General features: G+C 55.3%; 24 protein-coding genes. 9 read left to right on the top strand and 15 right to left on the bottom strand.

Annotated features, from left to right (window positions below; genetic code table 11):
- The coding region (locus ACZYTD_RS11170; protein ID WP_463892084.1) for an EAL domain-containing protein at positions 1-170 on the bottom strand (170 nt) is incomplete at its 3' end.
- Between the two features lie 266 nt (positions 171-436).
- Positions 437-1,018 carry a CSS-motif domain-containing protein gene (locus tag ACZYTD_RS11165; RefSeq protein WP_463892074.1) on the bottom strand — a complete coding sequence of 194 codons (582 nt, stop codon included), beginning with the start codon at positions 1,016-1,018 and terminating at the stop codon, positions 437-439.
- 492 nt (positions 1,019-1,510) lie between these two features.
- Here ACZYTD_RS11165 and ACZYTD_RS11160 point away from each other — a divergent pair, with 492 nt between their 5' ends.
- Positions 1,511-2,458 carry a substrate-binding domain-containing protein gene (locus tag ACZYTD_RS11160; RefSeq protein WP_463892072.1) on the top strand — a complete coding sequence of 316 codons (948 nt, stop codon included), beginning with the start codon at positions 1,511-1,513 and terminating at the stop codon, positions 2,456-2,458.
- A 291-nt stretch (positions 2,459-2,749) separates the two neighbouring features.
- The gene (locus ACZYTD_RS11155; protein ID WP_463892070.1) at positions 2,750-3,127 is read left to right on the top strand and encodes a VOC family protein; all 378 of its coding nucleotides are present in this window, start codon (positions 2,750-2,752) and stop codon (positions 3,125-3,127) included.
- Between the two features lie 131 nt (positions 3,128-3,258).
- Here the strand turns inward: ACZYTD_RS11155 and norR are convergent, their stop codons facing one another.
- A complete protein-coding gene (gene norR, locus ACZYTD_RS11150) occupies positions 3,259-4,791 on the bottom strand; it encodes a nitric oxide reductase transcriptional regulator NorR (protein ID WP_463892069.1) in 1,533 nt (510 codons plus the stop codon).
- 171 nt (positions 4,792-4,962) lie between these two features.
- On the opposite strand from norR, the gene norV reads away from it, so the two are divergent.
- The 3 genes from norV to ACZYTD_RS11135 all read left to right on the top strand — a co-directional run bounded on the left by norV (position 4,963) and on the right by ACZYTD_RS11135 (position 8,073).
- Complete coding sequence (gene norV / locus ACZYTD_RS11145) at positions 4,963-6,453, top strand: anaerobic nitric oxide reductase flavorubredoxin (protein ID WP_463892067.1); 1,491 nt, start codon at positions 4,963-4,965, stop codon at positions 6,451-6,453.
- Positions 6,453-7,658 carry an NADH:flavorubredoxin reductase NorW gene (gene norW / locus ACZYTD_RS11140; protein WP_463892065.1) on the top strand — a complete coding sequence of 402 codons (1,206 nt, stop codon included), beginning with the start codon at positions 6,453-6,455 and terminating at the stop codon, positions 7,656-7,658. Before norV ends, norW begins: the two co-directional genes overlap by 1 nt.
- Before the next feature lie 73 nt (positions 7,659-7,731).
- Positions 7,732-8,073, top strand: coding sequence for a TehB family protein (locus ACZYTD_RS11135; RefSeq protein ID WP_463892064.1), 342 nt, complete (start codon positions 7,732-7,734; stop codon positions 8,071-8,073).
- A 126-nt stretch (positions 8,074-8,199) separates the two neighbouring features.
- Here ACZYTD_RS11135 and ACZYTD_RS11130 read toward each other — a convergent pair whose 3' ends face one another.
- On the bottom strand, positions 8,200-9,054 hold the full coding sequence (locus ACZYTD_RS11130; protein ID WP_463892063.1) for an SDR family oxidoreductase: 855 nt from the start codon (positions 9,052-9,054) through the stop codon (positions 8,200-8,202).
- Positions 9,055-9,143: 89 nt separating this feature from the next.
- On the opposite strand from ACZYTD_RS11130, the gene ACZYTD_RS11125 reads away from it, so the two are divergent.
- Positions 9,144-9,548, top strand: a complete 405-nt coding sequence (locus ACZYTD_RS11125; RefSeq protein ID WP_463892061.1) for a winged helix-turn-helix transcriptional regulator — start codon at positions 9,144-9,146, stop codon at positions 9,546-9,548.
- Positions 9,549-10,244: 696 nt separating this feature from the next.
- On the opposite strand, the gene ACZYTD_RS11120 is transcribed toward ACZYTD_RS11125, so the two are convergent.
- Complete coding sequence (locus ACZYTD_RS11120) at positions 10,245-11,864, bottom strand: methyl-accepting chemotaxis protein (RefSeq protein ID WP_463892059.1); 1,620 nt, start codon at positions 11,862-11,864, stop codon at positions 10,245-10,247.
- 251 nt (positions 11,865-12,115) lie between these two features.
- Here ACZYTD_RS11120 and ACZYTD_RS11115 point away from each other — a divergent pair, with 251 nt between their 5' ends.
- Both ACZYTD_RS11115 and ACZYTD_RS11110 read left to right on the top strand, forming a co-directional pair.
- Positions 12,116-12,922, top strand: coding sequence for a MipA/OmpV family protein (locus ACZYTD_RS11115; RefSeq protein ID WP_463892057.1), 807 nt, complete (start codon positions 12,116-12,118; stop codon positions 12,920-12,922).
- A 56-nt stretch (positions 12,923-12,978) separates the two neighbouring features.
- A complete protein-coding gene (locus ACZYTD_RS11110) occupies positions 12,979-14,541 on the top strand; it encodes an MltF family protein (RefSeq protein WP_463892055.1) in 1,563 nt (520 codons plus the stop codon).
- Positions 14,542-14,571: 30 nt separating this feature from the next.
- On the opposite strand, the gene ACZYTD_RS11105 is transcribed toward ACZYTD_RS11110, so the two are convergent.
- From ACZYTD_RS11105 to ACZYTD_RS11060, 10 genes are all read right to left on the bottom strand, one after another.
- Complete coding sequence (locus ACZYTD_RS11105) at positions 14,572-15,654, bottom strand: protein-glutamate methylesterase/protein-glutamine glutaminase (RefSeq protein WP_463892053.1); 1,083 nt, start codon at positions 15,652-15,654, stop codon at positions 14,572-14,574.
- Entirely contained in the window at positions 15,648-16,139 is a 492-nt protein-coding gene (locus ACZYTD_RS11100; RefSeq protein WP_463892051.1) for a chemotaxis protein CheD, read from the bottom strand. The genes ACZYTD_RS11105 and ACZYTD_RS11100 overlap by 7 nt, the downstream gene beginning before the upstream one ends.
- Positions 16,136-16,942, bottom strand: a complete 807-nt coding sequence (locus ACZYTD_RS11095; RefSeq protein WP_463892049.1) for a CheR family methyltransferase — start codon at positions 16,940-16,942, stop codon at positions 16,136-16,138. Before ACZYTD_RS11095 ends, ACZYTD_RS11100 begins: the two co-directional genes overlap by 4 nt.
- 6 nt (positions 16,943-16,948) lie before the next feature.
- A complete protein-coding gene (locus tag ACZYTD_RS11090; RefSeq protein WP_463892047.1) occupies positions 16,949-17,476 on the bottom strand; it encodes a chemotaxis protein CheW in 528 nt (175 codons plus the stop codon).
- 9 nt (positions 17,477-17,485) lie between these two features.
- A complete protein-coding gene (locus tag ACZYTD_RS11085; protein ID WP_463892045.1) occupies positions 17,486-19,138 on the bottom strand; it encodes a methyl-accepting chemotaxis protein in 1,653 nt (550 codons plus the stop codon).
- A gap of 26 nt (positions 19,139-19,164) precedes the next feature.
- The gene (locus ACZYTD_RS11080; protein WP_463892044.1) at positions 19,165-21,324 is read right to left on the bottom strand and encodes a chemotaxis protein CheA; all 2,160 of its coding nucleotides are present in this window, start codon (positions 21,322-21,324) and stop codon (positions 19,165-19,167) included.
- 9 nt (positions 21,325-21,333) lie between these two features.
- Positions 21,334-21,642, bottom strand: coding sequence for an STAS domain-containing protein (locus ACZYTD_RS11075; RefSeq protein ID WP_463892042.1), 309 nt, complete (start codon positions 21,640-21,642; stop codon positions 21,334-21,336).
- Positions 21,643-21,649: 7 nt separating this feature from the next.
- Entirely contained in the window at positions 21,650-22,015 is a 366-nt protein-coding gene (locus tag ACZYTD_RS11070) for a response regulator (RefSeq protein WP_463892040.1), read from the bottom strand.
- 14 nt (positions 22,016-22,029) lie between these two features.
- Complete coding sequence (locus ACZYTD_RS11065) at positions 22,030-23,139, bottom strand: methyl-accepting chemotaxis protein (RefSeq protein WP_463892038.1); 1,110 nt, start codon at positions 23,137-23,139, stop codon at positions 22,030-22,032.
- Positions 23,140-23,564: 425 nt separating this feature from the next.
- A complete protein-coding gene (locus ACZYTD_RS11060) occupies positions 23,565-24,500 on the bottom strand; it encodes an autotransporter domain-containing protein (RefSeq protein ID WP_463892036.1) in 936 nt (311 codons plus the stop codon).
- Between the two features lie 344 nt (positions 24,501-24,844).
- On the opposite strand from ACZYTD_RS11060, the gene ACZYTD_RS11055 reads away from it, so the two are divergent.
- Positions 24,845-25,444 (top strand): outer membrane beta-barrel protein, encoded by a 600-nt coding sequence (locus tag ACZYTD_RS11055; protein WP_463892034.1) that lies wholly within the window; start codon positions 24,845-24,847, stop codon positions 25,442-25,444.
- Positions 25,445-25,564 lie beyond the last annotated feature (120 nt).

Raw genomic sequence — 25,564 nt, 5'->3', positions numbered from 1 at the left:
CCATTACTTCTCCGCCAACGAATTAACACCTCAGCACCAATCCATCGCCTGGTTTTCAACTCAACCACGGGCTGATATTCTAAAAAAAACTCTTTACGCTTCAGTCCAGAACGGATAGCTGATGGCAAACTACGCTGCTTGTATGCCAAGAACGAAATAATGATTGCCATCAGAATGCTAACTGTTATGCCAAGCGGAAAAATGACTGTCAATAAATCAGCTGTTTTTTGTTCAACGTATTTTTTGGGAAGAGCAGCGATCGCACCAAATTCATACCGGCGCGAGCGTACAACGGCTACTACATAATCTCCATCATGAAATGTTAGCTCGTTTGGCGACTGTTGAGCTGGAATCCACTCCTCTTTTACCTCAGGGCGGGAGCATACTTTGATTTTGAATGTTTTTTACTCAAAAATGGCGCGCTATATTTCATAACTCAGCAGGAAAAATCATTTTTCTCCGAGATTTTTAACGTCGTACGCCTGATGGACGAAAAACAAACGAAGTATGCTCCCGCCCTGTCTTTTACCTGACCCCGATGAGAAATGAATTTATGAGAATTAAAATTGAATAAACCAAGAGTTCTATCATCCTCATCTGCGGTTGCATCAATAAACAGCTCTTTATTCAAAATGGCTGCATATTTTTTCTTTTCAACAATTGTAAATTTAGAACCAGATGCAAATGGAAAACTAACATTTATTCGTACTCGTACACCTCGGGAGCTGACATAGTCTACGGGTCCAAGCAACAAAGGCGATTGCGTATTTTTTAGGGATGAACAGATCATTTCATTATTATGGACGTATCCTAATGCTTGAATATAGCTAGATGAAAGATCCAACGATGACATGATATCCAGATGTTGCGCAGAGCAGGGATCTGATTTTTCAGTAGCAAGCAACGTGGCAATGCTGCGATCCACTTGCGTTGCCGTTGTTTCTGAGCGGTTAACAACGTCGCGAGCGTAGCCAAGCACACGACGAGATTCAATTTCAAGGCCTAATTTTTTTGCCATATAAATGCTGACATAAATAGGCGCGGAAACGGAAAAAATCGCGGCGGCAATTAATACGAGAAAATATAGCTCCCGACCTAATCTCAAAAGTCCATACCAATCAAAATTTGCATCCTCAACTAGATAACATTATAACGGCTTAATCTTATCTCATTGGGTTAATGTGCAATGTGATTGACAGCAAAGGAGCATCTCTGCGTATAAATTCAGCTTAATTTGCTGTTAATTGCCAAATTTTACCCGTCATCAATCGCTAGTTATCAGGATAAAATTCTGTAAATGGAGACCGTAAGGGACACCCATCCAGCGATGAGGGGGAGCCCTTTTCGTTTCGCTTTTTCGCACAGCCCTATCACTTCCCACTCTGGCAATGCCGGTAGCCAGGTTCAATCGATTCGGCATCCGCTGCCAAGCATCGGCAGTAGAGAACCGCTACGCTTTGAAAAGCTTTTCTATACTTAATACCAACATGCTTGCTGTGGGGTTAGAGGTATGGGGTACAAGAGAATAATTCAGCTGCTATCAGGCTTGCTGCTTTACGCCATCACCCTCACTGCCCCGGCCAAGGAGTGTATTGCCGTGGTGGTCGCAGGCTCGGGGCAAAATTTCTGGCGTGCTACAGAGCGTGGCGCGCTGCAGGCGGGTGAAGACCTGGGAGTCCGCATCTTCTTTCGCTACCTGCATGATGAATCCGACATCCAGGCTCAGGGCGAGCTCATTGACGAGGCCTTCCGCAAACAGTGTATCGGTCTGGTGCTGGCCCCTAACTCTGAGCAGCAACGGGTCCATCTCGAGCAATTTTATGCCCGACATCTGCCGGTGGTACTGATCGATCGGGATATGAAGCTGGGCCCGGTGCATACCAAGCTGACCACCAATAACTACGAGGCCGGTATGCTGGCAGCCAAGGAGATGCGCAAGCTGCTTCATGATAAGGGGAGTGTCACCCTGTTGCGACTGCAGAAGGGGTTGGTCTCCACCGATGAGCGGGAGCAAGGCTTTATTGACGAGATCAACCGCTCCCCCCTGACCCTGATCGAGGGCCCCTATGTGGGCACCAGCGTCGCGCCAATACGCAAACAGATCAGCCTCTTTCTGGCTCAGCACCATGAAGCACTTGATGGCATTTTTACTCCTAACGAGATGACCACCCTGGCTGCCATCGCCGAGCTGAAAAAGTGCGGAAAAATTGGCAAGCTGGTGCATATCGGCTTTGACTACAGCCGCTATCAATTCAATGCCCTGCAGCAAGGAGAACTGCAAGGCCTGGTATTGCAACAACCCTACCAGATGGGCTATCAGGGAGTCAGGCTGCTGATGCTGGCGCATCGCGGCCAGGCGGCGAGCAGTGAGATCCAGCATACCCCCGTCTATTACCTGACAGCTGACAAGCTGCAGAGCAAGGAGGGAAAAGAGTATCTCTTGTTAAACACACACTAGCGGCAAGGCGCAGGACTTGTCGCAACAGGCTGCACTGACCATGGGTACGCCTCGGAGTGGCACCAGCTCAGCAGCCGCTAAACCCCCGGAATTAAGCCGAAGAGGACATCCCACGCCAACATTTCGAATGAAAAACAGAATAGCCGTTATGGAGAAAGCACTGTTCCGCCAAGCCGAACACGACTCCACGCCCCAATTCCCATACCAAACAGAGAGCCAAAAAGCGGGCGACGTGACAACGGCAACGGGTTATAACAGGGGCTGTTTTCCCTACCAGCAGGAGCCATCGTTATGTTCAGTCACGTTATGCTCGGGGCCAACGATATCGAGCAATCCAAACAATTTTACGATGCCATTTTGGGGACCCTGGGCCATGCCCCCGGTGTGATGGATCCCAAGGGGCGCTGCTTTTACTTCACCTCTACCGGCGTCTTTGCCATCACCAAACCCATAGACGGTAACGCGGCTAGCAAGGGCAATGGCAGCACCATTGGCTTTAATGCCAAGAGCGTCGAGGAAGTGGAGGCCTGGCATGCCGCCGGTATCGCCCATGGCGGGGTGAGCTGTGAAAATCCGCCCGGAGTCCGTCAAGGCACCATTGGTGAGTTGTATCTTGGCTATCTACTGGATCCGGCTGGCAACAAGATCTGCGCCCTGCATCGTTTGTAACTCTCATCCCCAAAACAGCATTCCAGAAAAGGACACCCATCCAGCAACGGAGGGGTGTCCTTTTTGCCTTCTTGGTTTAAAAGCCCTCTCCGATGCTCACCAGAACACGCCACCTTGTTGCCGATCGCATATCAATCCCTTAGCCCGAGCCGTTTGGCGAGTCGGTGCAGATTGCCGCTGTCCATCTGCAGGGCCCGAGCCGTGGCGGCCCAGTTCCCCTCCTGGGCGGCGAGGGTCTGCTCGATCAACTTGAGCTGGAATGCATCCGTGGCGGCGCGCAGCCCCATGCTGGTGGCTATCTGGGTCTGAGCCAACTCCACGCTCGGGCGGGGTGAGGCAGCAGCAGGGGGGGATGACGCCAGGTTGAAGTGGTGACACCCCAGGATCGGCGTCTGGCTCCCTTGCTCGGCTCGGGCCAGCACGGCAGCCCTGTGGATGGCGTGCTCCAGCTCGCGGACATTACCCGGCCAGTCGTAGCGGCTGAGCAGTTGTAATGCCTGGGGCTGGATGGCCAGGCGCTCCAGACCCAGGCTGACCCGGCAGCGTTCGCAAAAGTAGCCGGCCAGCAGCGGTATATCATCGGCGCGCTCCCGCAGCGCCGGGGCATGGATCGGAAACACACTCAGTCTGTGGTAGAGATCGGCCCGGAACGCCCCCTCGACCACCGCCTGTTTCAGATCCCGGTTGGTGGCAGCCAGGATGCGCACATTGACCTTGAGCGGGGTGTCATCGCCAATCCGCTGCAGATCACCGTACTGCAATACCCGCAGCAGCTTGGCTTGCAACGGCAGAGACAACTCGCCGATCTCGTCCAGAAACAGGGTGCCCTTGTCGGCCAGCTCGAACTTGCCCGCCCGGTTGTGAATGGCACCGGTGAAGGCGCCCTTCACATGACCGAACAGCTCGCTCTCTGCCACCGACTCCGGTAAAGCGGCGCAGTTGAGATAGACCAGAGGTTGCGCCGCCCGTGGCGAGCCCTGGTGCACCGCCTTGGCGATCAGCTCCTTGCCAACCCCGGTCTCGCCCAGGATCAGCACGTTGAGCTCAGAGCTGGCCACCACGGCGATTTCGTGGCGCAGCTGGGCCATGGCGGGCGAGTGACCAATCATCTCCGGCTGCCCGGGCCCGGTCTGGGTCGAGGGAGCCAGCGGCTCGCTGCTCTGGCGGGCGAGCCGCTCCAGTAGCAGGGCATTGTTAAGGGCGGCCGCCGCCAGCGCCCCCACCAGCCGCAACTCCTCATCGCTGATGCCGTCGAACTGGCTCGGGTTCATACCGTCGATAGTCAGGGCACCAATCAGCGTCTGATCCGAGAAGAGTGGCAGGCCGACGCAGGCATGGACCTTGAAGTCGCGGTGATCCGGGATCAGGCCGTCATAGGGATCCGGCAAGTGGCTATCGGCGGGGAAACGCACCACATCCCCCGCCCGGGCTATGGCCTCCATGCGGGGGTGGTCCGCCAGCCGGAAGCGGCGACCGAGTACATCCTGCATCAGACCATCTATAGCCAGCGGGATAAATTGCCCTCCTTCATAGCGCAGCAGGGCCGAGGCATCGGAGCACAACAGGCTGCGCACGCTCTGGATCAGACGGTGAAACCTGTCCTGATGGGAGATGCCCAGTTGCAGATCAAGGGCGATGCGCGCCAGGCTGTCGGTGGAGATCATGATAATTGTCCAAATGACAATAGCATTGTGCTTTTGACTATAGTCAATGATTGTCAAAATCACAATCAATGAATTTAATATAGAATAAAAACAGTAGGTTATGAGTTGGCATGGCAAGTGCAGTAGTTGGTTCAGGTAAATATTCGCGCTTGCATTTTGAGGAACCTATTCATGACTATTCACGTTAAAAACAACATTCACTGGGTCGGCCAACGGGATTGGGAAGTCCGCGACTTTCACGGTACCGAATACAAGACCCTGAAGGGCACCAGCTACAATAGCTACCTCATTCGCGAAGAGAAGAACGTGCTGATCGATACGGTGGATCATAAGTTCAGTCGCGAATTCGTACAGAACCTGGCGGCCGAGATCGATCTGGCCTGCATCGACTATGTGGTGATCAACCACGCCGAAGAGGATCACGCCGGCGCCCTGACCGAGCTGATGGCCCGCATCCCGGGTACGCCCATCTATTGCACCCAGAACGCCATCGACTCCATCACAGGTCATCACCACCACCCGGAGTGGAACTTCCACCCGGTCAAGACCGGTGAGAGCCTGGATATCGGCAACGGCAAGCAGCTGGTGTTTATCGAAACTCCCATGCTGCACTGGCCCGACAGCATGATGACCTACATGACCGAAGATGCGGTGCTCTTCTCCAACGACGCCTTCGGCCAGCACTATTGCGACGAGCGGCTGTTCAACGACGAAGTGGATCAGACCGAGTTGATGGAGCAGTGCCTGCGCTACTACGCCAATATCCTCACCCCGTTTAGCCCGCTGGTCACCGCCAAGATCAAGGAGGTGCTGGGGTTCAACCTGCCTGTGAGCATGGTTGCCACCGCCCACGGTATCGTCTGGCGCGACAACCCGACCCAGATCATTCTCAAATACCTGGAGTGGGCCGACCACTATCAGGAGGATCGCATCACCCTGTTTTACGACTCCATGTCCAACAACACCCGCATGATGGCCGATGCCATCGCCCAGGGGATCCATGAGGTGGACCCAGGCGTGGCGGTGAAGATCTACAACGTCTCCCGTCACGACAAGAACGAGATCCTGACTCAGGTGTTCCGCTCCAAGGGAATACTGGTGGGCTCTTCCACCATGAACAACGTCATGATGCCCAAGGTGGCCGGCATGCTCGAGGAGATCACCGGCCTGCGGTTTCGCAACAAGCGTGCGGCCGCCTTTGGCAGCTATGGCTGGACCGGTGGCGCGGTGGACCGCATCCAGACCCGTCTGATGGACGCCGGTTTTGATATCAGCCTCTCTCTGAAGGCCAAGTGGCGACCGGATGGCTCAGCGCTGGCCGAGTGCCGCGAGCATGGCCGTCAGATTGCCCGGCAGTGGGCTCTGCACCCGCTCGCTCCTGCTCCTGTCTCCGCCCTATCCGCCCACGAGGCCACCGAGATGATGCCCGCTGTGGCCGCAGATCCGCTGTCCTGCATTACCGCACCGACCAGTTCGGCGATGGATGATGATCAGAGCATGATCTGCACCGTTTGCCAGTGGATCTACGATCCGGCGCTCGGCGAGCCGGATCAGCTGGTAGCACCCGGTACCCCCTGGAGCCAGGTGCCGGAGAGCTTCCTCTGCCCAGGGTGCGGCATCGGCAAAGAGGTATTCGAACCCTGCACCGGGGAGGCCAAGTAATGAATCACGCAGAAATCCATAACGCTTCTATCGATTCGGTTTCTATCGACTCGGCAGCCCAGCAGGAAATCGTGGTGATCGGCAGTGGCTTTGCCGCCCAGCAACTCATCAAGAGTCTGCGCAAGCTGGATGCCCATCAGCCCATACGCCTCATCACAGCCGACAGCGGCGATGAGTACAACAAGCCGGACTTGAGCCATGTAGTGAGCCGGGGTAGCACAGCCGCCGCCATGAGGCGCCAAAGCGGTGCCGAATTTGCCGCGCAGCAGCGCATCACCCTGCAGCCTCACTCTCCGGTAATGGGCATAGATGCCGCCCGGCGCACCGTGCTGACCGCACAGGGGGAGTTCGGCTATGGTCAGCTGGTGCTGGCAACCGGGGCCATGGCAGTGCGTCCGGCCATACCGGGCGCGGAACAGCTGGTGACCCTCAACAGCTTGGAGGAGTTTGCCACCGCCGAGGAGCGGATCCAGCGAGCCCGTCGCATCATGGTGCTGGGGGCAGGCCTCATCGGTTGCGAGTTGACGATGGACATGGCCAGTAGTGAACGTCAGGTGACCCTGGTCGATCTGGCCAGCAGCCCGCTCAGTAGCCTGCTACCGGCCATGTTAAGCCAACCGCTACATCAGGCGCTGCTGGCTCAGGGCGTGCAGCTGAAGCTGGGTCAGGGGATCCGCGACATAGCCGCCCTCGACCCGCAGCGGACTGAGGCTGGCTGCCGGGTGACCTTGAGTGATGGGGCTCAAAGCGAGCAGGATCTGGTTATTTCCGCCATCGGCCTCAAGCCCAATGTGCAGTTGGCTCAGGCCGCCGGATTGAGTGTGGGGCGGGGTATTCAGGTGGATGCCGGGTTACGCAGCTCGGATCCACATATCTATGCCCTGGGCGATTGCGCCGAGTGGCAGGGGCAATTGCTCCCCTTTTTGCAACCTATCCTGCTGGGCGCCAATGCCCTGGCCAAGACCCTGCTCGGCTCGCCCACGGCGCTGACCCTGCCGCCCATGCTGGTGAAGGTGAAGACGCCCCTCTATCCGCTACAGCTGGCCGGCCGCACCCGGGGCGAGGATCTGACCTGGCAGTGTCGCTGGAATCAACAGGGATTGGTGGCCGAGGCTAGGGGAGAAACCGGCGAGTTATGCGGCTTCGTGGTCGGGGGCGATCAGATGAGTGCCGCCTTCCCACTACTGCGCCAACTGTCACGATAAATTGATTTACATAAATGGATTACTATTTGAACTTGGGCACTAGGCTCGAGTGTCACCCCAAGAGGTAACTACTATGTCACTACAATTAATTCCTGCTCACTGGGTCGTTCGTCGCTCTACCCCTTTCTTTACCCGCGATGACGTGCCTCAAGCCCTGCTCAGCCATCACAATACGGCGGCCGGTGTATTCGGACAGCTCTGCGTGATGGAGGGGACTGTCACTTACTATGGTTTTGCCGACGAACAAGCCGAAGAGCCCGAGGTGACCCTGGTGATCCACGCCGGTCAGTTTGCCACCAGCCCACCCCAATACTGGCACAGGGTAGAACTCTCCGAAGATGCCCGATTCAATATTCACTTCTGGGCCGAACAGGCACAATCGGATCAGCCGCTCTACCACAGCCGCAAGGGGTAAAACGTCCAGAAGAGGAGGCCCAACCACAGGGGTGGGGTCTCCTTTTTATTTGGAGTTATGCCAAGCCAGCATGTTCATCCGATAACCGCATGCCATTGTGAGTCAGGGTGAGAATAAGCCGTGGTCCTAGCCTTTGACGGCCTCGGCCACCAGGCTGCGCCATGCTGTGGTGGGGCGAGCGATAAGCTGGCTAAGTTGGTGGCTATCATCAAACAACCAGTCTTGACTGGCGCCCCTATCCGAGTCAGCCAGCAAGCTGGCCAACCCTTCCGGCAAGCCAACACCCAGCAGGGCGGCGCGATAGTCAGCTTCGGGCAGATCCTGGTAGACCACGCTCTTGCCAGAGACCCTGCTCACTTCGGCAGCCAGTTGACTCAGGGTATAGGCCTCATCGCCAGCCAGTTCATAGATGACGTTGGCGGGCTGGGTAGTCGTCAGCACCACGGCAGCGGCTTCGGCATAATCCGCCCGCGCCGCCGAAGCGATTCGTCCCTCGCCGACACTGCCCAACAGGACACCATGAGCCAGGGCAGCGGGGATGGCCGCCAGATAGTTTTCGGTATACCAGCCATTACGCAATATTACATGAGCCAACCCTGAGTCGCGGATCAGCGGTTCGGTCTGCTGATGCTCGGCTGCCAAGCCCAGCGGTGAGCTATCGGCATGCAGCAAACTGGTATACGCCAGCAGCTCCACCCCCGCCTGTTTGGCGGCAGTGATTACGGCAGCATGCTGAGCCACCCGCTGGCCTACTTCGTTGCTGGAGATCAGCAGCAGCTTTTTCGCCCCGGCAAAGGCGGTGATCAGCGAGGCCGGTTGGTTATAGTCCGCCTGACGCACTTGAACTCCCAGTTGAGCCAGATCGGCCACGCTGGCCGGATTACGCACCGCCGCCACTATCTGGCTGGCCGGAATGCGCTTGAGCAGGGAGTGGATCACCAGACGGCCCAGTTGGCCAGAAGCACCAGTCACAACGATCATAGAAAAGCTCCTTGAGTTATTGAATCAGCACAGAGACAATAATCCCCTAACATACTTTTTGTAAGTACACACAAAAAGGTAAGTATGAAATGAATGATCATCCAGATTTAGCCTCTCCCCCAGCATTGCCGCTCGCAGAATTGATGCGGCGTGGCGTGCTGTTTTCTGAAAAGTGTCCCTCCCGCGAAGTGCTAAAGCATGTCACCAGCCGCTGGGGGGTACTGGTGCTGGTCGCTCTGCTGGGTGGCACCCACAGATTCAGCGATCTGCGCCGCAAGATAGGGGGCGTCAGCGAAAAGATGCTGGCTCAGACCCTGCAATGGCTGGAGGGGGATGGTTTTGTATTGCGCACCGCCTACCCTGTGGTGCCGCCTCATGTGGAGTACAGTCTGACGCCGCTCGGGCTGGAAGTAGCTCAGCGGGTAGAGGGGCTGGCCGACTGGATTGAGGAGAATCTGCCGCGAATCTTGCAATCCCAATCAGGACGCCTATGAGCGATGCAGTCATAGATAGCCGATGATGAGAAGCTAGCATGTAAGGTCTTGGCCTGGTTGGTGCCGGCTCCGAATCTGATGGGGTTTGCTCCCGAGCAGAATCCAGGTAGGTCGTAACAGCCTGAGCAACCCCAGTCAATGCAGCTTGCGTTACGCCCATCAAGCTGCAGCCTCCCTTTCCCAGTGATCATGCTACGTGTTTTTTACCCTGGGTCTGAGCCTGATCCTCTCCTCCTTACGCAGGTTAGGTGGCACCATACTGTTAAGTGGGCTGTGGTGAGTTGGTCACGGGATTATCTGGGCGTTCACTTTCCCTTCGATAGGTTGGGAGCCTGGCTGGCGCCATCCGAGCCATTTGCTTCATCAGCCTCTTCATGGTTCTCTCCTCCGAGTGGGTGCATAGCCTGTTGCCGCTCTTTCTCATCTTGTCACTGGGTGCTAGCTAAGAAGCATAGGCTTGCTCGAAGGGTAGCCTCTGGCAATACTGGGGCCCGCCACCACCTTCTTATGGCAGCGCCGGTTTCGCCCTCCTCGCCATGCCGCTGTTAGGCTGCCAGCGTGCCGTATGGCGACACGCCCCTGACAACCAGCCGATGCGCGCTCATATCAGCCACCATAAACGAACGGCATCCTGGGACTCAGGATGCCGTCAAGAGAGCGCTCACCAGCTGGCAATCAGCAGAGCAGAGCATAGCCTCACACCTTGAATTGCCTCACCAGGCGCTGCAACTCTTCGGCGCTGGCATCCAGTTGCACCGCCGCTGCCGCAGACTCATGCGCTCCTTGCGAGGTTTGTTGCACCACATCGGTGATCTGCTGCATGTTGCCGGAGATTTCTCCAGTAACGACCGTCTGCTCTTCTGCAGCCGTGGCGATCTGACTCACCTGCATGGAGACGGCATTGACCTGCTCCAGAATATCCCGCAACGCATCGCCAGAACGACTCGCTTCCAGGGTTCCCGCCTCGACCTGTACCACACCCTGCTCCATAAGCACCACGGCGCCCTGGGTTTCAAGTTGAATGGCCTTGATCATCTCACCTATCTCTTTGGTCGAACGCGCCGTGCGTTCAGCCAAGGCGCGCACCTCATCGGCCACCACAGCAAAACCACGCCCCTGCTCCCCGGCTCGGGCAGCCTCGATGGCCGCATTGAGTGCCAGCAAATTGGTCTGCGCGGCAATGTTCTCTATGGTGCCTACGATGTCACCGATCTGATCGGAACGAGTTCCCAGGCTTTCTATCGTCTTGGCAGACTCCTGAACTTTAGCCGCAATCTGCCCCATGGCGGAAACGGTACGTTCAACGACCTTAGCCCCGTTACTGGCGGTCTGATAGGCCTGTTGCGCTACATCGGCCGCCATCTGGCAATTCTGGGCAATGGCGTTGGAGGTGGCCGTCATCTCCTCCCCGGCCGTGGCCACGTCACCGGCTTGGCCCGCCACCTCTTCCGCCCCGGTGGCAATACTCTCCGAGATGGCTCGCAACTCACTGGCCGCACTGGCCACATGTGCTGAGGTGCCGGATAAGTTGTGCACCATGGCGCGCAGGCTGTCGGTCATTTTCTTCATTGCCGCCAGCAATTGTGCGGTTTCATCGCTGCCCGTCACCTCGATCTCGACAGTCAGATCCCCCTGGGCCAGACGGTTGACCGCAGCCACCCCAACGGCCAGCGGCAGTGTGATGGAGCGGGCAATGATTAAACCAATAATGGCCGCCAGTATGACTCCCAGCACGATAGAGGCGATGGAGATCAGCTTGGCTTGTTCATATGTCAGCTCACTCGCATGATATTGCTGTTTTGCCACCTTGAGCTGAATATCCACCAGCTCACTGAACTCGCTGGAGACAGGATCAATGGCGGGATAGAGTTCGGAGCTGACAAATTTAGATAAAGCCTCACCCTCTTTGGCGCGCAGAATGGCAGAAAGCCTCTCGACACTGGCTGATGCTGTCACCATGAGAGGCCGGATCTTATCAATAACCTGCTGCTCTTCCGCCACCAGAGTGGTGGCTAAATAAGCATTCCATTTTTGATTGATCACACCGAGGGCCGCCTCGACATTTTGCTGCCCGGCCTCCCAGGTCAGCGCACCACTACGAACCTTATGGGACGTATCGACAATATTCACCGCATACATATCGGCAATCATTTTCAAATCTTTTAAGGGTATAACCCGATCTCTATAAACAGCATCGAGTGCCTGATTTGATTGCTGGGCACTGTTTAACCCCAGATAGCCAATGACGAGCAGCAGGGCCGACATGAAGCCCACCAGAATATATAATCGCATCCCGACTCTTATGGTGTTCAGCATACCCATTCCCTTTTTATCAATTCACTCACCGGTTATTCAATTCATGGCGTGAGTGAGCCAAATCCATCAGACCCGCCAGCCACTGCTGGCATATAACAGCATAGTTCATTCACAAACTAGCAACAAATGGCACCAAACAACCAGAAAACAGAGTCACATGTCATCTCTATTCGTTATCAGTTAATTCTGGATGTCACCCCCGGCTTTGATTACAGTGGGCCCGTTTGGTGACGCTTAACAAGGAGTGTGCGATGCGAACAAAGGGATATGCAGTGGCGGCCTCTCTGGTACTGCTGCTCGGTCACTCGTCGGCAGAGGCCGGCGGTATCTCACTGGATGATGTGGTGCCTAACTTCTTTGGCGTTGGCGCCGGGGTGACCACTGAATGGTATGGTTCGCGGGACAGCATTGCGGGTGCGGTACCCGGTGCACGCATCGCCTTGGAAGAGGGGCGATTTGTCGAGTGGTATGGCCCCTATTTTGGCATGAACCTAGTCGACGATACTCATTGGGAAGCGGGTCCGGTGTTGAACGTGCGCCTGGGACGCAGTGAGGTTGAAGATCCCGTGATCGCCACCCTACCAGAGTTTGGCATGGGTCTGGAAGCGGGCGGCTTCGTTGGCTGGCACTATCTGAATACCGAAGGGATCCCCTATCGGGTGCGCACCGGCATGCTGGCAACCACCAGCGTGGTCGGCCAAACCGAAGGCAGCTCACTCACCCCCTATGCCAGCATCTGGGTTCCATTGAGCCGTACCCTATTTGTCGGCCTAGGCGGCGGCACCACCTGGTCCGATAGCGACTTCATGCAACAATACTTCAGCATAGATGAGGCGGCCTCTGCCGCCAGCGGCCTCTCCCAATTCGAGGCCGAAGCCGGTTTTCGCCAGGTCTACATCTGGCCCGCTGTGATGTGGCGAGTCTCTGAGCAGTGGATGGTCGGTGCCGGACTCTTTTGCCAGCATCTGATCGGCGATGCTGCTGCCAGCCCAATCGTGACCGAACGTGGCGATAGCAACCAATGGTCCGGTGGCGTGGGGATCGGCTATCTCTGGTAAAGAGAGCATTAGGCTTAGCGAATAACTGGGATGGCTCAGCACAAGGATAGTGGGTTATGTGGCGTAAGCGTTGGGTAGTATTGTTAGGTGCAGCCTGTTTGCTGGGTGCCATGGGCACGCTCTGGCAATGGTCGACAGGCCGCGATGAGAGTGATCAGGAATTTGCACAGCTGGTTGCCGACGCCACCAAGCAGGCGCTGGCTGAAACAGCGTCAGATGTCGACGTAGCACAACGGGCCGAGGCTATTCCTGCCTTCTGGGGTAAGCTGCAGCAACCTCTGCTAGGTGACTGGCCCCAGATCCGCAAACGGCACGTGCTACGGGTGTTAGTTCCCTATGGTCGCACCTTTTTCTATCTCGACAACGGCCGCACTCGCGGCATCAGCGCCGATCTGCTGGCCGAGCTGGAGCGCTATATCAACCGCAAACTAAAAACGGGGCACCAACCCATCAGCGTGTTGGCGATACCTGTGGAGCGAGATAAGTTGCTCTCTGGTGTCGCCCAAGGATTAGGCGATGTAGCCGTGGGTAATCTAACCGTGACGCCCCAGCGTCAGCAACTGGTCGACTTCGTGACCTATAATGGCCTCACGCAAAAGGAGATACTGGTCTGTGGACGGAGCGCACCACCGATTGAGGACGAGCGCGATCTGGCCACACATATGCTGGCAGTGCGCCACTCCAGTAGTTATTTCAATAGCATAGAAAAACTCAATAGCCGCTTGCTGCGAGCTGGCCGCCCCCGGGCCGAAGCACTCCTGGTACCCGAAGCGCTGGAAGATGAAGACCTGCTGGAGATGCTGGATGCCGGCCTCATTGACTATGCCATCATAGACGAGTGGAAAGCCAAGCTCTGGCAGCCCGTCTATCCCAATATCCGACTGCACGCCAACGTGATACTGCGTCAGGATGCGCAGGTGGGCTGGGCCATTCGCAAACAGAGTCCACAACTAGCCCAATTGCTCCAGGGCTTTAAGCTGGATGTGAAAAAGAATCATCTGGTAGAGCTCAAATTTGCCGAGTATCAGCAACGCATAGCGCGCTTGGGCTCTGCGGTCGATGTGGCGGAATGGCACAAGGTGGAGCGAGCCCATAGCCTATTTCGGCGTTTCGCCAGCGACTATCAGTTTGATCATCTTATGCTGCTGGCCCAGGGCTATCAGGAGTCGCGCCTGGATCAGCAACTGACATCCAAGGCGGGAGCCATAGGCGTGATGCAACTGATGCCCGCCACAGGCAAGGCCATGCAGGTAGGTGATATTCGGGAGCTGGAGCCAAACATTCATGCTGGCGTCAAATATCTACGTCAGTTACACGATGACTATTTTGCCGACGCCCGGATAGACCAGATGAATCAAGCCCTGTTCTCGTTTGCCGCCTACAATGCCGGACCGACCGCCATTAACAGGATGCGAAATGAGGCGAGCCAACAGGGGCGTGACCCCAATCGCTGGTTCGGTCAAGTCGAGGTGGTGGTCGGCAAAGAGTTAGGTATGGAGCCGGTAAGATATGTGCGCAACATAGTGAAATACTATGTGGCCTATCGCCAGCTGTTCTCCAAGCAGCAGGCGAGACAACAGGCCAAGACGGCGCTCTCTACCCATCAGGGTCCTGGTTGAGAAGCCAAGGCGGTGAGCCACCCGTAAAACTCAGTGGGTCGGAAGATCCACCTTGGTGTGCTTGGCAAAACTTAATATTTCACCGGGAAACTGCATCAGGGGGTAAATGGCATCGGCCGCCCCCAACTTGATGGCTTCTTTAGGCATACCAAATACCACACAGCTGGCCTCATCCTGAGCCAGGGTATGGGCCCCGGTCTCACGCATCGCCAACAGGCCACGCGCCCCATCATCCCCCATGCCGGTCATGATGATCCCTAATGCATTGGGACCCGCCGCCTTGGCCACCGAGCGAAACAGCACATCCACCGATGGCTTATGCCGATTCACGGCGGGGCCATCGCCCACATCGACATAGTAGTGAGCGCCACTACGACAGACCTGAGTATGTAATCCTCCCGGAGCTATGAGGGCCACCCCATCCAGGATGCGATCCCCTTGTTTCGCCTCTCGCACTTCTATGGCACACAGACTATTCAGCCGTTCGGCAAAAGCGGCGGTAAACTTTTCCGGCATATGCTGCACTATGACAATACCGGGTGAGTTGGCCGGCAATGCCGTCAGTACCTGCTCCAGCGCCAAGGTGCCACCGGTTGAGGTGCCAATGGCCACCACCCGATCCGTAGTATGGGTCACGCCTCGGGCTGGATGAGGGGGCACACTCAAGGTTGGGACGCCACCTGGCGCAGGCATGGGCAAGCGCGCCGTGCGTGCGCAGCTCGCCTCACGCACGGCGCGCACCAGCTCACCGGCAATGGTTTCCAAATGTTGTCGAACACCCAGCTTGGCCTTGGCAAATACCGCCACCGCTCCTGCCGCCAGCGCCTCCAGCGTCAACGCCGCACCCGCCTCGGTCAGCGATGAACAGATGACAACGGGAACCGGATGAGTGCTCATCAACTGACGCAAGAAGGTGATGCCATCCATCCGCGGCATCTCCACATCCAGCACTATCACATCAGGCCAGTTTTGCTGGAGTTTAGGTAAGGCGGCAATCGGATCAGACGCCGTCCCTATTAACTGCATATCACCCTGACTCGTCACCACCTCTGTCATGAATTGGCGCACCAACGCAGAGTCGTCAATCACGAACACCCGAATTTTGGCTACCATTCAGCTATCTCCATTGTCAGACGCTTGGGATGCCCCAAGAGTTGGATGCCATAGCGACCGAGTTGGCCATCTACCACCAATTTACGATGGTAATTGCCACCCGAATCCTCACAGCACAGTGACACACCAAGCCTATCGACCAACCATCGCACCTGCTCTACATTGCGATAGCCTATGCTGCGCTGATAGTCATCCTGGGCAAAAAAACGGGAGCTCCCGCCAAATAACCCCAACCGGAACTCAACCGGAAAAGCTCGCACCACACGCAGATCAGCGAGCCAGCGCTCTAGCATTACATCGGCATAACGCGGATCCCAACCACTGGCACCCTCAGGGGCTTGTGGCAGAATCACATGACTGACCAGGGTCAAGCGCCGCTCTGGGTGCCAGGCCACTAACGAGACACAAGAGCCAAGGAGGGTGGTGATGGCATATTCAGGCACCCCAAAGTAATAATCACCAGGAACAAGAAAGGGGCCACTCATGGTGATCGACAATAAACAGCGGAGTCGCAAGCGACAAAAGGTAAAGACAGCCCCTGCAGGCTCTCCGAATGACCAATAAAGAGCAGCCCGTTGGGCTTAAGGTGGTGGGCAATGCGCGTCAAGATCGCCTGTTTGGCGGGCATGTCAAAGTAGATGAGGATGTTGCGTAAAAAAATAACATCAAACATACCCATCTCCTGGGGTAGCGGCTCATTCAAGTTGATGCAACGAAACTGCACCCGACTGCGCAAACTCGACGCCACCTGCAAATACCCATCATGCTGCCCAACCCCCTTGAGACAATAGCGCTTCAGCCACTCCTCTGGGATCCCCTTTGCCCGACTCAAGGGGTAAATCCCCTGCTGAGCCTTGGCCAGTACATGCCGACAGAGATCGGAGCCCATCAATTCCCAGCCACCAGCAGGCCTAACCTCCTGCAGCAACATGGCCAGAGAGAAGATCTCCTCCCCCGAAGAACAGGCCGCACTCCAGATCCGCAGCGGTAAGCCTTGATGTCCCTCCATCCAACGCCTCAGATAGTGAAAGTGCCCCTCTTCACGAAAGAAAAAAGTCTCGTTGGTAGTCAGCAAATCCACCGCCAGTCGCCGCTCCTCCTCTTGGGTGGGAGCCTGTAACAACTGAACATACTCACTGAAGGTGTCACACGAGAGCTCGCGTAGCCGCTTCATCAAACGCCCCTCCACCAGCTGTCTCTTGTGGGGGGCAATATTGATTCCGGAGATGCGACTCATCAGTTCCCTAATGACCAGGAAATCCTGATCTTCCAATCCTGGGAGATCCATATGCAGTTACTCCACAACCGCTGGCTCCAGCAAGACTGCATCCGGCCGTAACGCATCCAGATCCAGCAATTTATCCACACGCAGTATGATGAGAAATCCATGCTCACGGCGAGCCATGCCCAGAATGAAGTCGCTACGAATGGCGGTACCAAAGCTGGGAGGGGGCTCAATCTGCCCCTGATCCACATCCAACACCTCATCGACGGCATCCACCACCAGCCCCACCAGGGCCGACTCCACACACCCAGGGAGTTCCAGAATGATAATGCAAGTGCGTTTGCTAATGGCCGTAGGACCCGCCCCAAAGCGTGCCGAGAGATCCACCACTGGCACCACATTACCGCGCAGGTTAATCACGCCCAACACATAGGAGGGCATCATGGGCACAGCGGTCAGATTGCCGTACTCAATGATCTCTCGGACTCGATTGATCGGCAGCGCCAGCGCTACATTCATGCAGTGGAAAGAGAGGTTTTGCCCCGCCCCCCGCTCCCCTCTCTCCGCAATAGGAGATAACGTCATGAGTTCATTCATGTTTACCTCCTAAAACTGCACAAAGCTGCCATCGCTAGTCTCAGCGCTGAACTGCGAGGTCAAAGGTGCGCGACTGCCATTATGCTGAGCACTCTTGCCCACGGGCGCCCGACCACGGGCGGGCGCATGAGAGCCTTCCCCTCCCACCTTGAAGTAACTAACCAATTCGATGAGCTGAGCCGCCTGAGCATTCATCTCTTCAGCCGTGGCTGCCAGCTCTTCAGAAGAGGAAGCACTTTGCTGGGTGATCTGATTAAGCTGATTCATGGCCACATTGATCTGACCCACCCCTACGCTCTGCTCCTGGGAGGCCGCGGTGATCTCTTGCACCAGATCTGAGGTACGCTGAATATCCGGTACCAGTTGCTCAAAGAGGTGTCCGGCCTGTTCGGCCAATGAGACACTGTTGGTCGCAACTTCCCCTATCTCTTGAGCCGCGACCTGGCTGCGCTCGGCCAGCTTACGCACTTCGGCTGCCACCACGGCAAACCCCTTACCATGATCGCCAGCTCGAGCGGCCTCAATGGCCGCATTGAGCGCCAGCAGGTTAGTCTGATAGGCGATGTCATCTATGATGCTGATCTTACCGGCTATTTTCTTCATGGCTGCGACGGTTTCCCTGACCGCCTCGCCGCCGCGCTGAGCATCAGTTGCCGCCTTGGAAGAGATGCCATTGGTTACCTTGGCACTCTCGGTGTTTTGGGCGATAGAAGCCGACATCTGCTCCATAGAGGCCGACGTCTCCTCTACGCTAGCCGCTTGCTCACTGGCCCCTTGGCTCAAAGCCTGAGAGGTGGCACTGACCTGTTCAGAGGCACTGGAGAGCGCATCGGCCGAGCCGCGCACCTCGCGCAGAGTATGACCCAATTTGTCGACCATCTCCTTGATGGCATAGAGCAGGGAGCTCTTGTTGTTCTCATCCAGGGTGATGGCCACATCCAGCTCACCCGCCGCCACCCGCCGCGTGATACCCACGGCATAGTCAGGCTCGCCACCCAGTTGGTTGACGATGCGATAGGCAATAAAGAGACCCAGACCAATACCCAGCACGACACCCACCCCGATGGCAATGAACATTATGAGGGTGCTCTGCTCGTAGAGGGCTTGAGCCGCACTGGCCCGTTCAGCTGAACGTCTGAGTTTCTGATCTACAATCTTGGCAACCAGGGTCATCATATCGTCCACGACAGGGGCGAAGTCTCCCTCCAGGTAATCATTGGACGCCACCATCTCGCGCAGTGGCTCCGCCAGCAACATCTTCTCAATCTTTTCTATGCCCTGCTCGTACTGGGGCCAGATGCGATCAAATTCGGTGAACAGCGCCTTGCCTTCAGGTGAAACAAATTTTGGCCTGGCCGCATCAATAGCCTCTTTAATATCAGCAAGAGCCTGGCGCGAGCTATCGAGATGTTTCTGCCGCAACGCCTCGGTGTCAGCCAGCATGGCACCGCGTAAATAGCGTCCAGTCGCCAGGAAGCTGCGTCTGGCCTTGGCCCCTTGATCCAAGCCTAACAGGTCAGAATTATATATGGTGTTGGTCATGCTATTGATTTCACGCATATTTATGTAACCGACCGTTCCCACAGCCGCTGCCACAATCGCCATCAAGATAAAAGCTAAAATCAACTGTGTTTTAAGTTGCAAGTTTTTGAATATATTCATATTAATTCTCCCGTTCCCTATTTTGGCTATGAGTCAAGATGACGTGCGCCCTGCTCTTGCTCATGCATCCGTTGCAACATACCCGGAATATCGAGGATCAGGGCCACCTGCCCAGATCCCAAAATGCTGGAGCCGCTGATGTCCCGCAGTTGGGAAAAAATCGAGCCCAGTGGCTTGATAACAATTTGTTGCTCACCCAGCAGATGATCGACAACCAGGCCCAGTTGATGTTTGCCATGACTGACCACCACTATGTTTTCCCGTTTGGCCTTAGCCCCCTCAATATCAAAATGTCGACGCAGGTTAATAAGCGGCAGCGGCCTCCCCCTTAACTCGCGGTAGTCATAGGTCAGAGCCTGAGAGTGCTGCTCCGACTCCAGGCACTCGGTGACCATATCCAGCGGGATAACCAGCGGGGTGTCCCCCACACTAACCAGAAAGCCATCTATGATGGCTAGCGTCAGCGGTAAACGGAGGCGCACACAGCAACCGGCTCCTGGTTGCGACTCCAGCTCTATAGTGCCGCGTAGCGCCTCGACATTGCGGCGCACCACATCCATGCCCACCCCTCGACCAGAAAGGCTGCTGACAGTTTCGGCTGTGGAAAAGCCAGGCTCGAATATGAGTTGATAGAGGGCGCTCTCATCCAACATGGCATGCTCGTCAATGAGCCCTTTGCTGATCGCTTTTTGTCGGATGCGTTCGGCATCCAACCCCTTGCCATCATCGTGCACCTCGATCACTATGCTGCCCGACTCATGATAGGCATTGAGGCGAATCGTGCCCTGAGGCGGTTTACCTTGAGCCTCGCGTTCAGCTACGGTTTCGATGCCATGATCGACCGCATTGCGTACCAGGTGGGTCAAGGGTTCACTGATCCGCTCCACCACAGACTTATCCAGTTCCGTCTCTGCCCCATCAATCTTGAGGAGGATCGATTTACCCAACTCTTGGCTAACATCCCGGATCAAGCGCTGAAAGCGCAAAAATGTCTCCCCTATCTCCACCATGCGCAGACGCAGTGCCGATTCGCGAATTTGCTCAACATGACGATTCATAGATGAAACGGCGGCCAACAGCTCGCTATCGGCCTGCCGTTTAGCCAGCATCTCGCCACCCGCAGCGGCGATGACCAACTCACCAACCAGGTTGATGAGTTCATCGAGTTTATGAGCCGACACCTTAAGATAGGCGCTCTCGGCATGGCGCTTTTCCCGGATCAGCTCTTGCTTCTGCAGTGCCTTCTCGACTACCGCATGGGGCACCATGCCCTCGTCGACCAGTACCTTACCCAGTTTAGGCGCACTCGGATTATCCGCCTGCAGAGTTAAGCCCTCTTGCAACTCCCTGGCGGTCAGCAAGCCACTCTGCACCAGGATCTCACCTAACAGATCTTGCTCCTCGGGTAGCTCGGCTATGAGCTGCAGGTAATCTTGGGTCCGACTCTCCGGCGGCAAGATGCGGATCTGGGCAAGATCCTGAATAAATTCGAATACAGAGGCGATGTCGTCCTTAGTCGCACTGCTGAGCAGATCCAACTCCAGACCCAGATAACACTGTTCGGCTTGAAATTCTGACCACCCTGGCAGGCCATGGGAAAGTACCTGCAGATGAGTGATCTCACCCAGCTTGCCGAGATAACGTAGAAAAGAGGCCGGATCGAAACCAAACTGATAGATATCGTGAGAAAACCGCAAAGAGATATGCCAACTGGCATCACATTCCGCTCTAGGCTCCCGTTCAACCGTGACCGTGGGTGTCGGTTCTACGCATAACTGCCCGGAGTGGGTGGCAGGCAACATGGCTTGTAAGCGCGCATACTGCTCAGGATGCTGTGCCTGTAAAGGGTTGGGAGCCCCCCCGTCACTCAGATGTATCACCTCAGCACGTAGCAGATCCAACCCCTGCAGTAGAGCCGAAACCTGTTCTCTATCCAGATGGAGTCCCGCATCCCGCACCCGCATGATGAGACTCTCTTGTTGATGAGTGAAGGCGACAAAATCATCCAGGGCAAACAGACCCGCCGAGCCTTTAAGAGTATGCACAGCCCGAAACAGGCTGTTCAGCACTTCAGGATCATCACCCGCATCCAATGCCAACAACGCGGCTTCTGCTTGCTGGATCAGCTCGCGAGCCTCCTCCAGAAAATCGGCCAATAGCCGACCCCACTGCTCTTGACTGAACATAGAGGCTCCTTAGTGATCGCTTAAAACAATCACATCGCCAAAGAAGGGCACCAGCCGATACAGATCCAACATCTCAATCACGGCTTGCGAGTGTTGCTGCAATACCAGCTTAGGACCTAAGTGTTGGCGCAGTGCCATGAGCAGTTGTAATCCTGCGGTATCCAGCTCGGTGACGTCGGCTAAATTCAGGATTAATACATCCTCTTTAGTACATGAGTCGCTAAGCTGACGTTGGATCTCTGAGACTTCATAGATGGTCACGGCACCAGAAAAGTGACCTTGTACCCCGTCAGCACTACGCTGGAGTTCAATGCTCATAACCACCTCACAGCAGGAGTTTTTCGACCGCAGCCAGTAACTGAGGCGGTTGGAATGGTTTGATAATCCAGGCTCGGGCACCAGCCGCCTGGCCTTCCCGCTTTTTCTCTTCCTGGCTCTCTGTAGTCAGCATCACCACAGGCGTGAACTTATGTTCTGGCTTGCTCTTGAGCGTCTTTAAAAAGGTGATGCCATCCATATTTGGCATATTTACATCGCTGATGATGAGATTCACCCGCTGACCAACCAGCTTTTTCAAGGCATCCTGACCATCGCAGGCATCAAGAACCATATAACCAGCCGAGCTCAGAGCCGCCTTGACCAACTGACGCATGGAAAGGGAATCATCCACAATTAAAATGGTTTTACTCATAGCAATCCCGCCCTTTAGAAAAAGGTGACTGACTCTGGAGCTGACTGCTTAGCTACACGACCTTCTCGCTCCTCCTGTGTAGTAAAGCGCTGCTTGAAGCTCTGTTCCCATCGCTCCGCGTCAAAGCTTAGCGTATCCATCTCCAGCAACTCCTGTTGCACCTGGTGCAGATCACTCTCCAGATGCTCGAGTATCTGGCTGACCCTATCCTGAAATTGCAGTTTGACCATGATCTGACTGATCGCCTCCTCACTTGCCAAGGAGAGCTCCCGTAGCCGCAACCCAGCGTCATGCAACGAATCAATCTCACTGCCTAGCTCAGTGATCACCTGCTGGGTCGTGCCATCCAGGAGTTGCAGATTCTGCTCATCTGTTTTAGCCAAATTATCAGCAGCATGGATGGTGGCACGGATAGCCTGGGTAACAGCCTCAACCTTCTGATCAATTTCACGCCCCGTCTCTCCTGACTGCCCTGACAGACGTCGCACCTCATCGGCTACCACGGCAAAACCCCGCCCCGCTTCGCCAGCCCGCGCCGCCTCGATGGCTGCGTTCAAGGCCAGTAAATTGGTTTGGCTAGCGAGGTGCTGTACCGAGGCCGCCATATCTCTGAGTTCCGTCATATAGGAACCCAGTTGGCGAATCGTCTGTTGCAACTCTTGCTTATAAACATTTGCACCATGAAACGAGGAGATAACCTGCTCCAGTTGCAAGCGGGTATGCTGGAGAACCTGAGCAATGGAGTGACTCTCCCCCTGCTCAGCAAACAAAGTGGCACTGGTTTGGTTTTCCTCCTGAATACGCCCCATCAGCAGAGAAAACGGGGAGAGCAAGGCTTCTATGTTCTGTTGCACTAACTCCCCAACCACTCGCAACTGACGCTGCCAGCCCAGGAAGACAGGGGGGAGTTGCCGCTGGAGCGCCTCGGCCTCGGCACTCATTTTTTCCAACTGCTCCACTGTCTCAGGTAAAGGCGGGATAAACACATCATCGTCAGCACTAGGCCCTCGAATCCAGACCAAAGACAAGACGTATAGCTGCAGCGACAAAGCCACCGCCAGGCCCGCCAAGATGAGCGGAGTGATGTCCAGAGCCGTTGCGATCAGAGCCAAGAAAATTGCCATGCATGTGCCAAGTCGAATCACAGAGACCTCCCCGCCGGGGGCAATTGCCTCCCAATAGCAGTATTTGATAGAGGAAGCTTAGGATGTTCGACTGAGTAGCTAGGGGAAAATAAAAGAAACTGCAGAAGGGATCACAAAATATTCACAAATAGAATTTCAGCCATCAATTCAGGCCCATTAGCAACTGACACATATGACAGATGACGCAAATAAAAAGTGACATGCAACACGGATATGAATATGCAATGTATTTATATCATGGCGCAATCAAGGTGACAGGAAACACAACGGCTTACAATAAATAAACCCAGCAACAAAATGCCAAAATTCATATTATATTGAAAATGGTTTTGCCAAAAAAATTAATGACATTCATAACCGAGCAATGAACATATAAAGACAAGCACATGGCTCACCGCGAGCAATTAAAAACTAATGGCTAGCCCCACTGAATAACCTTGTGTGTTATCACCGAACATATAACGGCCCACCAAACGAGTACGGGTGATGATGATATCGTATTTACTGCTGTCGAGTTCCAAGCCCAGGCCCAAGGAATTCAGAGCATTGAACCCGAGCACTCCGCGCTGATCTCCGAGATATTCCGTTCTGGCTCCCTCCATCACATAACGGACCGGACGCTCCAACAACTCCCAACCCGTTGGCGCCCGGCGCCTCAGATAGAGATTGATATTCTCGGCCGTGGCTTGTCCGCTGACGATATCAGCCGTACTCCCAAAACTGTTGAGTGCAATATAGGAGTAACGCAGCTCCGCATCCACATCCTGCACAGGGGAAAACAGCTCATAGTCCAGCATCAAAGAGCCCCCTAAACCGTAGGCATTGAGTCGACCATTATCGAGGAAATCACTCTCTGGGCTACTGCGCTGGCGATCAAAATACCAATCGGCGGCGCGTAGATCACTGATGACTGTACCCAGCGACACATTAGCCATAGGGCGTATAACCCAATTCTTGGCAAGCGGAAAATCCCACCCCACCCCTCCCGATGCCGAGAGCGTATTCCACTTGGCGGGTATGGTGCGAGACTCCCCCCCCTCGTTCATCACATACTTGGGGTCATAACGGCAAAAGCCCAGGGTGCCCTCCAGATAGATAGGCACTTCATCATCCATGGTGGCCCCCCCTCCCAACTGAGTCAGCATCAACTCTGTTGGGCCAGAGGCATGGCTATTTATCGACAAGTTACTGGCTGTCACATCGGGTGTAACAGTAAACGTCATCAAAGAGAGGGCTGCGTCAACCTGTTCCTTAAGAAAGGAGTCCTGCGCATATAGACAACGGGAATGACTCAATAAGATAACTAGGCTTATCCACTGCCAACCGGGGGACCGTGACATAGTACTGAAACTCTCCATGTGATAAACCGCTTACGCGACCTTTTCCATCTATCGCAAACGCTAGCATGAGCCACCATAAAAATCACGTGATTGCCTTTGTTCAAGCAAAAATGGGGCAAAGCTTCGGTTGCTATGACGTCGTAAAACACCCCCTATAGAGCATGACGCTATAATTGCTAACCGAACAGCCGCTGAACATTTTATCGAACCTAAGCAAGCGAAGAGGTTTTCACGAAAAAATGGCTGCCAAAGTCAAGAATTCATGGGTTCCAAGATGACAAGCCACCAGAAAATGTCATTAAATAGCTGCTCTATCAGCTCTTTTGTGTATCGAGGCCACATTCATGGACGATGTCATTAAATCTGCCTTATTAGGCTGTGTGCTAATTAGCCTCAGTAGTGCGGCACTAAGCGCCCCCGGGCCCCAGCAACTCGCCTGGCGCGTGACCCCCTTTGCGGGATACGGCAGCTCCATGCACTTTGACGCTGAAACAGGTTCTGACGCGCAAAGCGACGAGAGTAACCTTTGGGGTATCATGGTTGATAAAGAGACCAACGACCCAGGTCAAATGGGCTTTCTCTATAGCCATCAAAAAAGCGACCTCAGCCCCGATACCGGAGAGCAACTGAGCATCGACTATCTGCACTTTACCGGCGCTCTGGTCTACCCCGACAACATGGCTCACCCCTATGTCGGTCTCGGCTTGGGGCTCAGTCGCCTGAGTGCCTATGATACGGAAACTAAACCCTCCATGTCGTTAGCATTGGGTTTGCAACCTAAGCTGAGCGACAATCTGGCCATGATGGTAGAGCTGCGTGGCTACGGCACGTTCTTCAACGGCGACAGCCAGTTTATCTGCAACCCGGCCATCTGTGCAGCTCACATTCAGAGTGATCTGATAGGCCAGCTGCAAGCCAACGTGGGCATGACGTTCCGATTTTAGCTGAGCAGGCCAACTGCCTACCCTATGTAGCGTAACTGGCCAGTTCAGATAAAATTTAGGGCCGGCAGCTATTGGAGCCAACCCCAAAATCGCCAATACTGGCCATTGTTCTCTCTACCC

It is taken from the genome of Pseudaeromonas sp. HNCC25DJ180, assembly GCF_055413345.1.
This window is presented reverse-complemented; position numbering and strand designations above follow the sequence as displayed.

Excerpts from the sequence above, each read along its gene's own strand:
- ACZYTD_RS11165 (WP_463892074.1), bottom strand. The coding sequence starts at position 1,018 with ATGGCAAAAAAATTAGGCCTTGAAATTGAATCTCGTCGTGTGCTTGGC.
- ACZYTD_RS11160 (WP_463892072.1), top strand. The coding sequence starts at position 1,511 with ATGGGGTACAAGAGAATAATTCAGCTGCTATCAGGCTTGCTGCTTTAC.
- ACZYTD_RS11155 (WP_463892070.1), top strand. The coding sequence starts at position 2,750 with ATGTTCAGTCACGTTATGCTCGGGGCCAACGATATCGAGCAATCCAAA.
- norR (WP_463892069.1), bottom strand. The coding sequence starts at position 4,791 with ATGATCTCCACCGACAGCCTGGCGCGCATCGCCCTTGATCTGCAACTG.
- norV (WP_463892067.1), top strand. The coding sequence starts at position 4,963 with ATGACTATTCACGTTAAAAACAACATTCACTGGGTCGGCCAACGGGAT.
- norW (WP_463892065.1), top strand. The coding sequence starts at position 6,453 with ATGAATCACGCAGAAATCCATAACGCTTCTATCGATTCGGTTTCTATC.
- ACZYTD_RS11135 (WP_463892064.1), top strand. The coding sequence starts at position 7,732 with ATGTCACTACAATTAATTCCTGCTCACTGGGTCGTTCGTCGCTCTACC.
- ACZYTD_RS11130 (WP_463892063.1), bottom strand. The coding sequence starts at position 9,054 with ATGATCGTTGTGACTGGTGCTTCTGGCCAACTGGGCCGTCTGGTGATC.
- ACZYTD_RS11125 (WP_463892061.1), top strand. The coding sequence starts at position 9,144 with ATGAATGATCATCCAGATTTAGCCTCTCCCCCAGCATTGCCGCTCGCA.
- ACZYTD_RS11120 (WP_463892059.1), bottom strand. The coding sequence starts at position 11,864 with ATGCTGAACACCATAAGAGTCGGGATGCGATTATATATTCTGGTGGGC.
- ACZYTD_RS11115 (WP_463892057.1), top strand. The coding sequence starts at position 12,116 with ATGCGAACAAAGGGATATGCAGTGGCGGCCTCTCTGGTACTGCTGCTC.
- ACZYTD_RS11110 (WP_463892055.1), top strand. The coding sequence starts at position 12,979 with ATGTGGCGTAAGCGTTGGGTAGTATTGTTAGGTGCAGCCTGTTTGCTG.
- ACZYTD_RS11105 (WP_463892053.1), bottom strand. The coding sequence starts at position 15,654 with ATGGTAGCCAAAATTCGGGTGTTCGTGATTGACGACTCTGCGTTGGTG.
- ACZYTD_RS11100 (WP_463892051.1), bottom strand. The coding sequence starts at position 16,139 with ATGAGTGGCCCCTTTCTTGTTCCTGGTGATTATTACTTTGGGGTGCCT.
- ACZYTD_RS11095 (WP_463892049.1), bottom strand. The coding sequence starts at position 16,942 with ATGGATCTCCCAGGATTGGAAGATCAGGATTTCCTGGTCATTAGGGAA.
- ACZYTD_RS11090 (WP_463892047.1), bottom strand. The coding sequence starts at position 17,476 with ATGAATGAACTCATGACGTTATCTCCTATTGCGGAGAGAGGGGAGCGG.
- ACZYTD_RS11085 (WP_463892045.1), bottom strand. The coding sequence starts at position 19,138 with ATGAATATATTCAAAAACTTGCAACTTAAAACACAGTTGATTTTAGCT.
- ACZYTD_RS11080 (WP_463892044.1), bottom strand. The coding sequence starts at position 21,324 with ATGTTCAGTCAAGAGCAGTGGGGTCGGCTATTGGCCGATTTTCTGGAG.
- ACZYTD_RS11075 (WP_463892042.1), bottom strand. The coding sequence starts at position 21,642 with ATGAGCATTGAACTCCAGCGTAGTGCTGACGGGGTACAAGGTCACTTT.
- ACZYTD_RS11070 (WP_463892040.1), bottom strand. The coding sequence starts at position 22,015 with ATGAGTAAAACCATTTTAATTGTGGATGATTCCCTTTCCATGCGTCAG.
- ACZYTD_RS11065 (WP_463892038.1), bottom strand. The coding sequence starts at position 23,139 with ATGGCAATTTTCTTGGCTCTGATCGCAACGGCTCTGGACATCACTCCG.
- ACZYTD_RS11060 (WP_463892036.1), bottom strand. The coding sequence starts at position 24,500 with ATGTCACGGTCCCCCGGTTGGCAGTGGATAAGCCTAGTTATCTTATTG.
- ACZYTD_RS11055 (WP_463892034.1), top strand. The coding sequence starts at position 24,845 with ATGGACGATGTCATTAAATCTGCCTTATTAGGCTGTGTGCTAATTAGC.